At 65.2% G+C, this 12,660-nt stretch carries 11 protein-coding genes; 4 read left to right on the top strand and 7 right to left on the bottom strand.

The window, feature by feature from the left end; all coding sequences use genetic code 11:
• Nucleotides 1–18: 18 nt before the first annotated feature.
• The 3 genes from MY55_RS00855 to MY55_RS00865 all read left to right on the top strand — a co-directional run bounded on the left by MY55_RS00855 (nt 19) and on the right by MY55_RS00865 (nt 4,391).
• Nucleotides 19–1,446: a sensor histidine kinase gene (locus tag MY55_RS00855; RefSeq protein ID WP_052258018.1), complete on the top strand. Its 1,428-nt coding sequence runs from the start codon at nt 19–21 to the stop codon at nt 1,444–1,446.
• A complete protein-coding gene (locus MY55_RS00860; protein WP_065201845.1) occupies nt 1,446–3,884 on the top strand; it encodes a two-component system response regulator in 2,439 nt (812 codons plus the stop codon). Before MY55_RS00855 ends, MY55_RS00860 begins: the two co-directional genes overlap by 1 nt.
• 303 nt (nt 3,885–4,187) lie before the next feature.
• The gene (locus MY55_RS00865; protein WP_043574620.1) at nt 4,188–4,391 is read left to right on the top strand and encodes a cold-shock protein; all 204 of its coding nucleotides are present in this window, start codon (nt 4,188–4,190) and stop codon (nt 4,389–4,391) included.
• Nucleotides 4,392–4,461: 70 nt separating this feature from the next.
• Here the strand turns inward: MY55_RS00865 and MY55_RS00870 are convergent, their stop codons facing one another.
• From MY55_RS00870 to MY55_RS00895, 6 genes are read right to left on the bottom strand one after another with little or no spacing between them, the layout of a single operon-like run.
• Complete coding sequence (locus MY55_RS00870) at nt 4,462–4,899, bottom strand: GNAT family N-acetyltransferase (protein WP_043574618.1); 438 nt, start codon at nt 4,897–4,899, stop codon at nt 4,462–4,464.
• Complete coding sequence (locus MY55_RS00875) at nt 4,896–5,819, bottom strand: EamA family transporter (protein ID WP_047237232.1); 924 nt, start codon at nt 5,817–5,819, stop codon at nt 4,896–4,898. The genes MY55_RS00870 and MY55_RS00875 overlap by 4 nt, the downstream gene beginning before the upstream one ends.
• Nucleotides 5,816–7,063: an aspartate aminotransferase family protein gene (locus MY55_RS00880; RefSeq protein ID WP_157889249.1), complete on the bottom strand. Its 1,248-nt coding sequence runs from the start codon at nt 7,061–7,063 to the stop codon at nt 5,816–5,818. Before MY55_RS00880 ends, MY55_RS00875 begins: the two co-directional genes overlap by 4 nt.
• A complete protein-coding gene (locus MY55_RS00885) occupies nt 7,050–8,546 on the bottom strand; it encodes an iron-containing redox enzyme family protein (RefSeq protein ID WP_065201846.1) in 1,497 nt (498 codons plus the stop codon). The genes MY55_RS00880 and MY55_RS00885 overlap by 14 nt, the downstream gene beginning before the upstream one ends.
• A gap of 25 nt (nt 8,547–8,571) precedes the next feature.
• Nucleotides 8,572–9,573 carry a heme oxygenase-like domain-containing protein gene (locus tag MY55_RS00890; protein ID WP_047237236.1) on the bottom strand — a complete coding sequence of 334 codons (1,002 nt, stop codon included), beginning with the start codon at nt 9,571–9,573 and terminating at the stop codon, nt 8,572–8,574.
• Nucleotides 9,574–9,588: 15 nt separating this feature from the next.
• Complete coding sequence (locus MY55_RS00895; protein ID WP_197465955.1) at nt 9,589–10,578, bottom strand: iron-containing redox enzyme family protein; 990 nt, start codon at nt 10,576–10,578, stop codon at nt 9,589–9,591.
• A 557-nt stretch (nt 10,579–11,135) separates the two neighbouring features.
• Between MY55_RS00895 and MY55_RS00900 the strand changes: the two genes are divergently transcribed.
• Nucleotides 11,136–11,975, top strand: a complete 840-nt coding sequence (locus MY55_RS00900) for a heme-binding protein (protein ID WP_047237237.1) — start codon at nt 11,136–11,138, stop codon at nt 11,973–11,975.
• Between the two features lie 85 nt (nt 11,976–12,060).
• Here the strand turns inward: MY55_RS00900 and vioE are convergent, their stop codons facing one another.
• Entirely contained in the window at nt 12,061–12,651 is a 591-nt protein-coding gene (vioE, locus tag MY55_RS00905) for a violacein biosynthesis enzyme VioE (RefSeq protein ID WP_047237244.1), read from the bottom strand.
• Nucleotides 12,652–12,660: the final 9 nt, after the last annotated feature.

Raw genomic sequence — 12,660 nt, forward strand, 5'->3', positions numbered from 1 at the left:
GCGCCATGGGGAACCACGATGTCGATTATCGATAACGCCATCCTGCCAGGCATCAGCGAAAGCGATGCCTGTTTCCGCCTGCTGGCCAGCTGCGTGGACGACTACGCGATCTTCCTGCTGGACACCGAGGGCCGTGTCCGCAGCTGGAACGCCGGCGCCGAGCGCATGGAAGGCTACCGCGCCGAAGAAATCATCGGCGAGCACTTCAGCCTATTCTATCCGCCAGGAACCGACGCCGAGGCGCGGGCGATGAGCGAACTCGCCATCGCCCGCCAGGATGGGCGCTATGCCGGCGAAGGCTGGCGCATGCGCAAGGACGGCAGCCGCTTTCTCGCCGACATCCTGCTCAAGCCGCTGCATGATCAACAGGGCGTGCTGCGCGGCTACGCCAAGATCACCCGCGACATCGGCCCGCGCCGCCGTCTGGAAGAGCGCTTCCACCAAGTGGTGCAGGAAGCGCCCAACGCCATGATCATGGTAAACGCCGCCGGCACCATCACCCTGTTCAACCGGCTGGCCGAATCGTTGTTCGGCTACGAATCGCACGAACTGCATGGCATGCGAATGGAAAACCTGGTGCCGGAACGCTTCCGCAGCCAGCACGGGCAACTGCGGCAAAACTACCTGCAACGGCCCGAAGCGCGGCCGATGGGCGTAGGCCGCGACCTGTTCGGCCTGCGCAAGGACGGCGTCGAGTTTCCCATCGAGATCGGACTCAATCCGATAGAAACCGAAGACGGCCCGATGGTGCTGGCCGGCATCGTCGACATCACCTCGCGCAAGCAGGTTCAGCGCCAGCTGGAGATGGCGCTGCAGGAAAAAACCACGCTGCTCAACGAGGTGCACCACCGGGTGAAGAACAATCTGCAGGTCATCATCAGCCTGCTGAACATGCAGACCCATTACGTCGAGGAGGAAAGCACGCGGCACGTGCTGCAGGACAGCCAGGCGCGCGTGCGCTCGATGTCGCTGATCCACCAGCTGCTATACGAGCGCCGGGATTTCTCCAAAGTGGATTTGGGCGAATACCTGCAGCGCATCAACCAGCTGCTGCTGAGCAGCTACGGCTTGCTGACCAGCCAGTTGCAGGTGGAGCAGGACGCGCCGGAAGGGCTGGTGTATATCGAACTGCAGCGCGCCACGCCGTGCGGCCTGTTGATCAACGAACTGCTGACCAACGCCCTCAAGCACGCCTATCCGGCGGGCAAGGGATCTATCGACATCCGCCTGTCGCTGCTGGACGACAAGCACGCGCTGCTGGTGGTCGGCGACCACGGCATCGGCATGCCGACACCATCCGGCCCCGGACCATCCAAATCTCTGGGGTTGCAGTTGGTGCCTATGCTGGCGGAACAGATGGGAGCGGAGCTGAGCCTGCACGACAATCAGCCGGGCGTGCGCTTCGAGGCTCGCTTCCCGGTATTCGGCACAATGGAGCCTGCCTGATGAACTTCCGCATTTTGATCGTCGAAGACGAACGCATCATCGCGATGGATCTGCAGCTGCAGTTGCAGGCGCTGGGCTACGCGGTGTGCGCCGTGGTGGCCAGCGGCCCTCAGGCGATAGACAAGGCGCTGGAGCTGCGCCCGGACCTGGTGCTGATGGACATCCACCTGGAAGGCGCGATGGACGGGGTGGAAGCCGCGCGCGAAATCCACCAGCGCCTGAGGATCCCCATCATTTTCCTCAGCGCCTATGCCGAAGACGCCACCTTGCAGCGGGCGGAAAGCGCGCTGCCCTACGGCTATCTGGTCAAACCGGTATCGCCGCGCGAACTGCACGCCACGCTGCAGATGGCGATGGTGCGTTTCGGCATCCAGCGCGGCAGCGACGAACAGGTGGAGCGCTTTTGCAAGGCGATGGAGGCCGCGCAGCTGGAAGTGTGGGAATGGCATGTCGAAATCGACCAGATGAATGTATTCAGCCTGAACGACAATGACATGCGTTCGCTCAGTTCGGTGCTGTGCGAGTCGATCCGCAGCTTCCTGCAGCATATCGACCCGCGCGACGAATCCGAAGTGGCCAGCGCGATCAACCGCACCCGCCAAGGCGGCGACAGCTTCAACGTCAGCTTCCGCCTGCGCGCCGACGACCAGGCCGATGTCCGCTGGATGGAGGCCCACGGCAAGCGCTTCGACGACGGCGAACGCGGCGGCCGCATCATAGGCGTGATGCAGGATGTCACCGAGCGCCGCCGCGCCGAGGAGAGGCTGCGCCAGGCGGTGACGGTGTTCGAATCCACCGCCGAAGGCATCGCCATCCTCGACGCCGGCCGCAAGGTGATATCGGCGAATCCCGCCTTCAGCCAGCTCACCGGCTACGCCGAGGACGAGGCCAAAGCCTGGCCCAGCATCGACGCGTTGTACCAAGTCCCGCACAGCTCGCCCTTCCTGGAGCAGCTGCGCCATGGCGAGCGGCAGATGTGGCAAGGCAACGCCAGCTATCTGCACCGGAACGGCGCCGCGCTCTGCATCTGGGAAAGCATCAGCATCGTACCCGGTCCGGACGGCACCATCGGCAACTACGTGCTGGTGTTTTCCGACATCAGCTCGGTGCTGGCGGTGCAGGAGCAGTTGGACTTTCTGGCCAAGCACGACCCGCTGACCAGCCTGTGCAACCGCCGCATGCTGCACGACAGGCTGGAATACGAACTGGCGCAGGCCGCGCGCCACGGCAGCATGGTGGCGGTGCTGCTGCTGGACCTCGACCACTTCAAGACCATCAACGATTCGCTGGGCCACGGCGTCGGCGACCAGGTGCTGGCGCTGGTGGCCAGGCGGCTGCAAAGCTGCATGCGCGCCAGCGACACCGTGGCCAGGCTGGGCGGCGACGAATTCTGCATCGTGTTCGGCGGCATCGGAACGCTGGGCGATGTCGATCAGGTGGCGCAGAAAGCGTTGGCGCGGCTGGCCGAGCCGATCGAGCTGGAGCACATGACCTGCTACGTAACCGGCAGCATAGGCATCGCTTTGTCGCCCGCCGACGGCGCCAGCGTGGACGAGTTGCTGCGCAACGCCGACCAGGCGATGTACGGCGCCAAGCACGCCGGCCGCAACCGCTGCTGCTTTTACGCGCCGGCCATGCAGAAAGCCGCCGAAGTCCGGCTGCGGATATCCAGCGGCCTGCACGAGGCGCTTGAGCGCAAGCAGCTGCTGCTCGCGTATCAACCCATCGTCGAACTGGGCACCGGACGCGTGCACAAGGCGGAGGCGCTGCTGCGCTGGCGCCACCCGCAGCAAGGCAATATCGCGCCAGCGGCTTTCATTCCCATCGCGGAAGAGTGCGGCATGATAGGCGAGCTCTCCGAGTGGGTGCTGGACGAAGCGCTGCGCGCCGCCCGAATCTGGCGCGAAACCCTGCGGCCCGACTTCCGGATATCGATCAATGTGTCGGCCCTGCATTTCCGCGAAAAACAAAACCACCAGCGCTGGTTGCGCAAACTGGCGGACAGCGGCGTGCCCGGCGACGCGTTGGTGCTGGAAATCACCGAAGGCGTGCTGCTGGGCGCCGATTACGCGGTGCAGGAGGCGCTGGAGCGCTATCACGCTGCCGGCATCCGCATCGCGCTGGACGACTTCGGCACCGGCTATTCGGCGCTGTCTTATCTGAAACGTTACCGGCTGGACTACCTGAAGATAGACCAGTCCTTCGTCCGCCAGATCGCCGAGGACGCGCGCGATTTGGCGCTGTGCGAAGCCATCATCATGATGGCGCGCAAGCTGGGGCTGGAGGTGATCGCCGAAGGCGTGGAAACCGAAGCGCAGGCTGCCATCCTGCGCGCCAACCGCTGCCAGTACGCGCAAGGCTTCCTGTATTCCCAAGCGCTGCCGGCGGACGAATTCTCCGCCTGGCTGCAAAGAAGCGACGGCATCGCCGTTCCATAGCGCCGCCGCGCCATCGCGGCGGAAACCTGCCACCGCAGCCACGCCTCCCAATCACGCTGATGGCGGGTCAAAACGGAAAGCTCCGCCTGTGGCCGCGGCCGGCGGCACACGCGCGGCCCGGACGCGCGCCAGGCTGCCATGCCGCCGGAATTCGGCGCTCATCCGTCTGGGATCCGCTGCTAAAACGTAGTTACTGACCTTAATATCAGTCTATGCCGGCGCTTAAGGGTTTGAACTCCGCCCTGCCCCTGAATATGATGCTGACAGGGCATCTGCCCGCTACACGAATAGGATAGACACGCAATGGCAACTGGCACCGTAAAGTGGTTCAACGACGCAAAAGGTTTCGGCTTCATCACTCCGGACGAAGGCGGCGACGATCTGTTCGCTCACTTCTCCGCGATCAACACCGGCGGCTTCAAGTCGCTGAAGGAAGGCCAGAGAGTCAGCTTCGACGTCATCTCCGGCCCGAAAGGCAAGCAAGCCTCGAACATCCTGCCGCAGTAAACGCGCTGCGATAGGCATGAAAAAAAACCGGCGGCAGCCGGTTTTTTCATTGCGCCCAGCAACCGCGCGGCTAGGCCCCCTTCAAGTAGATGTCCGGCCGGTGCAGCTCCATATACCGCTCCGGATGCTCCAACGCGGTGAAACCGAACGGCAGGTAAACCGCATGGGCATTGGACGTGACCAGCACCATGCGGCGCAGCCGACGCAACGCCGGCTCGTCCGCCATCCTTTGCATCAGCTGCCTGGCATAGCCGCGGCCGCGGCACTCCGGCACCACGAACACATCGCACAAATAGCCGAAAGTCGCCAGGTCGGTGACCACGCGGGCGAAACCCACCTGGCGCTCCCCCAGATAGGCGCCGTAGCACAGCGAGCCGGCTATCGCCTGCTCGACGGTGGCGCGGGCAATGCCTTTGGCCCAGGGGGCGTGGTCGCGCAGGAAGGCATGGATCAAACCGACATCCAGCCGGTGCTTGTCGGTGGAGATTTGCAGCCTATCGTCTTTCATCGGTGTGGAAGCTCCTTGATGGCCAGGTGGGCGCGCTGCAGCCAACTCTTGCAAGCGGCCAGCCGGCCCGAATAAATGTTCAGCGCCAGCGCCGCCACGATCAGCGCCGAGGCCAGGATGCTCAGGCTGTCGTAGCGTTCTCCCAGAATGAGGTAGCCGCCCAGCAGGCCGAACACCGGGCTGAGCAAGGAAAACGGCGCCACCAGCGATGCCGGGTACAGGCTGAGCAGCTTGCCCCAGCTCCCCAGCGCGAACAGCGTGCCGATCAATGCCAGGAACAGCAGCGCCAGCAGCCCGATCCAGGAAAAATGGGCCAGCGCGCTCCATGCCGCGGCGGGTCCGCCCTCCAGCGCGAGCGACAGCACCAGCAGCGGCAGCGGCGGCACCGCGCTCATCCATACGGTGAAGCCGAACATGTCCACCTTGCCGGAGCGCTTCAGCTCGATATTGCCCCAGGCGAAGCCCGCGGCGCCCATCAAGGCCAGCAGCAGCGGCAACAGCGGCAAGGCGTCATGGTAGCGGGCATAGCCAAGAAGCAGCACGCCCAGCAAGGCCAGCGCCATCACCGCCTTCTGCGTCGCCGAGCGGTTTTCCTGCAACAGCGCGGCGGCCAGCAGCAGGGTGATGAACACCTGCACCTGGGCCAGCACCGCCACGATGCCGGCCGGCATGCCCAGCTTGATGGCGGAGAACAAGCCGGCGAACTGGATCACGCCCAGGCACAAGCCAGCGCGCAGATACAGCCGCCGCGGCAGCGTCGGCCGCGGAAACAGCCAGACCCCGGCCACGAACACCACCATGAAGCGCAGCGCCGCCAGCAGCAGCGGCGGGCACTGGGTCAGCCCTATCTTCACCACGATGAAGCTCAGGCCCCAGATCGCGGCCACCAGCACCGCCAACAATACGTGCGCCGTCTTCATGGCATTTCCTCCTCTTCTTCCAGCGCGGCCAGCGCGCGCCGGTACGCGTCCAGGAAATAGTCCAGCTCGTCCTCGCCCACCGTCAGCGGCGGCAGCAGCCGCAGCGCGTCGGCATCATGGGCGGCGGGCGCGGTGAGCACACCCTCGGACAATAATTGCAGCCACAAGGCGCCGGCGGCCTGCTCGCCGAAACGCCGCTTCGCCCGCGGCGTGGCGCGCAAGGCCAGCATCAGCCCAGCGCCCTCCAGCGCAAACAGGCCATCCGGCCAGGCGCGGCGCAGATAGGCCGAGCGCGCGGCGGCCCTGGCCGGCGCGTCTATGCCGCGCAGCGCCGCCAGCATATGCAGCCCGCAGCGCATGGCGAGCCGGTTGCCGCCGAAGGTGGAGCCGTGGATCTTGGCGCAGCCGGGCCGGGCGAACACCGCTTGATAGATCGCGTCGCGAAACAGTATCGCCGACACCGGCACGATGCCGCCGGTCAGCCCCTTGGCCAGCAGCAGCATGTCCGGCGGCGGCCCGCCCAGCGCCTGGTAGGCGAACCAGGCGCCGCAACGTCCCAGGCCTGACTGCGCTTCGTCGTAGATCAGCCAGGCGCCGTGGCGGCGGCACAGCGCCGCCAAGCCATGCAGCGCGTCCGCGCGCCACGCCCGCGCGCCGGCGCTGCCCTGCACTGGCTCCAGCATGACCGCGGCCACGTCGTTCGCCGCCAGCGCGGCTTCCGCCGCGGCAAGGTCCCCCCACGGCAGCCTCAGCACCGCCTCATCCTCCGGCAAACCCTGCCGCCAGAAATCGCTGCCGGCCAGCTGGGTGGCGGCAAGCGTCAAACCATGGAAACCGCCTTCGAAAACTATCGCGCGCGCCCTGCCGCAGGCCATGCGCGCCAGCTTCAGCGCGCCTTCCACCGCCTCCGCTCCGCTGCTGGCGAACAAGGCCTTGCCGCCAGCCAGGCCCGCCAAATCCAGCAAGCCCGCCGCCAACTCGCCAGCTGACGCCGACCAGCCCAGCGGGTGCAAATTGGGGGTGGGATCCATCAAGTCTTGCGCCAGCAGAGCCGACAAGGCCGGCGGATTATGGCCCAGCGCCGCCGCGCCGTAGCCGGCGACGAAGTCCAGCAGGCGGCGGCCATCGTCCAGCAGCAGCCAGCTGCCGTCGGCGGCGGCGGGCTGCGCGTCCAGCCCGCATTGGCGCAAAATCTCGCGCCAGGCCGGATTGACGCAGGCCTCGTAGGCGTCACCGCTGGCCATGTCGCGCCGCATAGCTGTCCAGCGAGCAGATGGCCAAGCGGCTTTGCGCGCCATAGAAATCAGCCACCTGGTCCATCGCCCGCAGATTCAGTTCCAGCAAATAGCCCAGATTTCCCAGCGCCCGCTGCTGGGCCAGCGGCGCCAGCACCGATATCTCGCGGAAAAACAGACGCGACAATGCCGCGTGGTTCAGCTCCAGATTGAGATCATCGTGGCGCTTGGCCACGCGCTGATAGTCGGCGCGGCCCTCCACCAGCTCCTCCAGCCGATGGTGGACCGGATTGTCCACGCCCGGCATGCCCTCGGTCACCATGATGGAGCCGAGATAGCCTATCGGATCGTAGCGGCCCAGCACGGTGAAGGCGTCGACATAGGCCTGGAACAGCGGCAGCGGCAGCGCCTGGTCCAGCCAGGCCGGCGGCACGCCCAATGCCTCGCAGGTCGCGCGTTCGAACGCCTCGTGGCCCAGCTCCTCCTGAAAATAGCGGTACACCCGCTGCTTGAGCGGCGTGCGCAGGCGCTTGGTCATCAGCGGCGCGATGATTTCGACGAAGCGCTGGGTGACGTGGTACTGCTCGATGAACAGGCCCTGCACCAGCGGGCTGAATCCCGCGCCATCGGCGTTCAGCCGCCGCACATAGCGGGACTCGCCAAGCTGCGCGAGGCTGTCCAGCGCGTACTGCTCGGCGCGGCGCATGAAGTTGACGCCGCTATCCGGCTCGGTCGCCGCCGGCCGGCTCGGCAGCCGGCGCCGCGCGTCGGGCAGCGGCGCCTGCAGCAGCAAATCCATCAGGCACAGCAAATAGGCTTCGACATGGGCCGGGCAGTAAAAACCCAGGCTGTCCGGCCGCTCAACCGGCGGGGGCCGGGAGGCGGCGCGCCCGGCCAGCCCGCAGGCGTCGGCGAAGCCGTTCAGTACCCTCCGCCACAGGCCGATCAGCTGCGGCATGTTGTCGGCCAGATACAGCTTTTGCAGATAGAAGGTTTGCAACGCGAAATTGTCGCTCCACTCCGGCGCGCCTATGCCGTCCACCGTGAAGGCATCCGCCTGCGGCGCCGGCTCATCCAGCAGATTCAGCATGACCAGCGCCGCCGGCGCGTAAAGGCCGCGGTTAGCCGCAGTGGCCTCCAACAGCCGAGCCACGCAGCGCTGCGTCAGCGACTCCAGCTCCTGCCGCCGCGCCTCCAGCGCGGAATGGTCCGCCGGCGCGTCGCGGATCAGCGACAGCTCGTCCAGCTGCCGCGCCAGCGACAGCTGCCACGACGGGGCCGATCCTTCATGAATGTCGAACCAGATTTCGGAGCCGGGATTGGCCATTGCCAGCACGCTGTCCAGCACGCGTCCGCCATCCACTCCGGTGAAATTGATTTCGTACTCGCTGGCGTCGGCGGCCAGCACCACGGTCTGGCCGTCTTCGGCCAGATGGGCGCTGAACGGCACCAGGCGCGGCATGCGGTAATGACTGATGCGCCAGGCTTCCATGTCCCGCTCCTCGTTGTCGGCGTTGTTACAGGTAGAGGCGCGGCATCGCCGCGTCGGCGCGGCTGTAGTAGTCGACGATTTCCTCGTCCTGCAGCGCCATGGTTTCCACGGTCAGCACCAGATTCTTCTCCACCACCAGCTGTTCTTCGCGGCCGATGGCCGAGATGTCCTCCAGCAGCTCGCCGGTGATGTCATCGTGCCCCAGCGTGTCGTTGATGTGGGCGTGGCGCAGCAGCGGCTCCCAGAATGTCCTCGCCAGGCCCTGGCGCTCGCAGCAGCGCACCAGCGCCTGATTGAATTGTTCGCCCGGCATTTCGAAAAGGAACAACACGCTCTTGAACGACAGCAGATGCTGGCGGGCGAACACGCCCAGCGCCGAGCACAAGGCGAACGTGGACGGCAGCGGCTGCAGATGCTCCAGTCCGGTCACCTCCATGTCCACGCTGGCCAGGCTGTCCGCCAGCATCTGGTCGTGGTCCAGCTCAGACATCAGAAAACGCTGCAGCGAGCGCTGGTTCTGCCGGCTATCGGCGTGCGACAGCGCCGAGGCGATCAATCCCGGCGCGGCACGCACCAGGCAGTAATATTCCAGCGCGTAGCCGATCAGCACATTGCGCGGCGCGCTGCCGTCGGCCAGCATGCCGTACAGCCGCGAGCGGCCGCGCTTGCGCATGGCGCGCTGAGCCAGATTGCGCAGCCGCGAATTGAATTCCAGCCCGGAAATGGCGTCGGCCGGCAGCTCGAAACGGGCCTCGGTCACCAGTCCCAGCCGGTCCAGCTCCTCCAGCAGGCCAGGCAGGCTGGCCGCCATGCGGGGATGGGAGGCGCGCAGTTCCGGCATGCTGGCCGGCGCGCGCTGCAGATCGTCGAGCAAGGCCAGCAGTTCGCGCCGGCCTTCGTCGGCGACGGACAAATCGCAGGATTGGTCGCGGTACAACAGCGCGACGCCGTCTTCTTGCTCCTGGATTTCCACGCCGGCCCGCAAGGCCGGCCGGTGGAATAGATCGTGGACACCGGGTGCGCGCATCGCCCGCCTCCTCTCTCAGTAGTCTTCGATGCGGCGCAGCAGCGGGCCGTCGCCGGAATAGTGCCGCCATACCGCGCTGTAAAAGGCGTCGTACAGTTCGACGAACAGGTGGGTCTGCGCGTGCATGCGACGCGCCGTCTCCAGGTCGACCACATCGATCTGCGAGAAGATCTGCCGGGTGAGGCTGCCGTGCTCGCCCTTGAGGTTGATGTCGGAGTGGGCCTTGACCGGGCGCAGGAAGGCGGGATCCAGCCCCAGCCGGTAGCCGGCGTCAAGAAAGGAGTCCTGGCGGATGTCCTTGCCTTCGAGCACGCCCAGCGTGGTGAAGAAGAACAGCGGATCGTTGTGCGACCAGTAAGCCAGCGCGTTGCACAATGCCATGGTCTGCGGCAGCGGCACCGTGCGCGCCAGGTCTTCGCGGCTGATGCCGATGCGGTTCAACGCCTGCAGCAACAGCTCGTCATGGCCGTACTCCTCGGCGAAGAAGGCGTTCATCGCCAGCCGCGCCCGGGTATTGGGCACGTAGGACAGCACCGGCGCGTCGAAATAGCTTTCGCGGAACAGGAAATGGTAGTTCTCGATCACCATGCCATGGAATACCTTCTCCGGTATGTCGCCGGGCCGGCTGGCGTTCTGGCAGTTCACCCAGAATTCGTTGCGGTACAGCGTCCGGTACAGCAGCTGATTGGACAGGTCCTCGATTTCCAGCAGGATTTCCATGCCGGTCTTGCCGGCGGCCGGCGCGATCGAGCGGATCACGCCGTAATCCTCCAGGCTGGCCAGCAACTGGCGGATGCTGTCCGCCGACTGGCGCGGCAGCGCGCCCTGCACTTCCGCCTGGCTGCAGCCCCGCCCCAGCCGCGCCACCAGTTCCGCCACTTCCGCCGCGCTGGCCTGGCCGGCGGACAGCTCCAATTCTTCGTCGCCGGCAGTCTTCACCACCAGCGGCGACTGCGAAATCACTTCGCCGTTCAGGCAATAACGCGCTTCCGGTTGGTGGATCACGTCGCTTCCCTCCCAGGACAGCCGGCCGCCGGCCAATCCGGCGGCGCGGCAGTCCGGCAGACCGAGGGCCGCATCGCGACACCCCGGCCGGCCGGCTTACAGGTGAACCGGCACCAGGACCGGACGCGGATTGCGGGGTTTGACCACCACCACCGCCTCTTGCATGCTGGTTTGCATTTGGCTCTCCTTTGCTTGCGGAAAAGAAACAGCGCCTGGCTCAGGCGCTTTCTTATCTTATGCCTGACAGTCCGCCTCAGAAATATCAAATACCTGTCATAAATAACTGTTTTTAAACAGATTTAACCTACCGCGCCAGCCAAAACCTGCCGGCAGCAGGCCGCGCGCGTCTCTCCCCCCTGCCTGCCAGCGCGCCGCTCATCCGCATCGACTTGACATCGATGCCTCCCCGGCTATAACCACCACATGAATATATTCCAAACAAGTATCAATTCTAAGTAATAACACCTATATAGCATTACCCGGCCCAACTTCCGGCCCGCCGGCTTGCATATCAAGGGAGACCACCCCGCCTCGGCAATCCACCAGGGAGATTCGACATGAACCTGTTCCAACGCGCAGCCGCGCCGCTAGCCATCAGCCGCAACAACCTCGGCCCCTTGGCCGAACTGGCCGGCAACTGGGTAGGCCACGGCTACAACATGATCGCGGTGCCCGACCACCAAAACCACAAGCCTTTTCGCCTGATCGTCAACGCCACCAAGGAAACGCTGGCCTTCACCCCGATAGGCGGCCCGGTGCCGAATCGCGGCTCGCTGCAAAACGACATCGACATCTTCGGCCTCACCTATCTGCAACAGGTCAACGACGCCGCCACCGACGAAGGCATTCACATCGAACCCGGCATCTGGCTGCATGTGCCCGCCACCAGCGACCCGAAAAAACCCGCCACCATCGTGCGCCAATCCACCATCCCGCATGGCGATTCGCTACTGGCAGGGGGAGAAAGCTCCTGTGAAAAGCGCGCTCCCCACATCGCGCCGGCCAGCACCGAACCCCATCGGGTGGATGGCAAGCCGTTGCCATTCGGCTATACCGATCCCTACCAGAACGGCAAGTTTCCTCCCGGCTTCGACATGAAAAACCCCAACCAGGCGCTGGTGGACGTGCTGCAATACCAGCAGCAGCAGCTGGAGTTGAAGGTGGTCGAAACCATCAACCTGAAGGTCAGCACCAACGATGCCGGCGGCATCACCAACATTCCCTTCATCGTCAAGAATGCCAACGCCACCCACATGGACGCCATTTTCTGGATTGAAACCGTCCAGCGCCCCGACGGCTCGCAGTTCATGCAGTTGCAGTACACGCAGACCGTGCTGCTGGTATTCGAGGAAATCGTCTGGCCGCACGTCTCGGTCGCCACGCTGCTCAAGCGCTAGGCCTCCCCGTCTCGCCATACGGCGCGGCATAAAAAAGGGATGGCGCCCTTTGGCGCCATCCCTTGCGCCAAAAGGCGCTCAGTCCTCATGCATCGCTGGCCGAAAAAATCTCGCCAGGTATCATCGCGGTGCTCAGATTGGGAAAGTCCCGCACCGACGCATGCTGCCTGTCGTCGCCGGTGACCATGCGCAGCAGCAGATTGGTGCCGGCCTGGAAATACAGCGTGGACGGTCCCTTGCCCGCTCTTTGATACGTCCAGGCATCGGCCTCCTGTCCCAGCACGGTGTGCCGTCCGGCATAGCGCGCGTCATGCGCAGCCAGCACGTCGCGCGGCAGGAACAGCTGCCGGAACGGGCCGGTTTCGTCGTCCAGCGGGATGTCGCACAGCGCGGTGCCGTACGCCATCGCCTCGCGGCCGTAGGCCACTTTCTGCTTGCGGGTGCGTCCGCTGGCGGCATTGCCGGTTTCCGACATCCACAGCCGATAGCCGGTATCCTCCTCCGACCACGGGTTGAACAGGCCATCGATGCGGCAGATGTTGCGGCCGTAGTCGAACCAGCAATAGCCCGAGCTGAGCTGGTCGTCCTGCAGCATCGGCGACCAATAGGAAACGTAGGCGCTGCTCCACTGCTGCGGCAGCAGCGGCGGCGCGGACTGCGGGATGGGCTGGTTCATGACGGAGTC

It is taken from the genome of Chromobacterium subtsugae (assembly GCF_001676875.1).
Classification (GTDB): domain Bacteria; phylum Pseudomonadota; class Gammaproteobacteria; order Burkholderiales; family Chromobacteriaceae; genus Chromobacterium; species Chromobacterium subtsugae.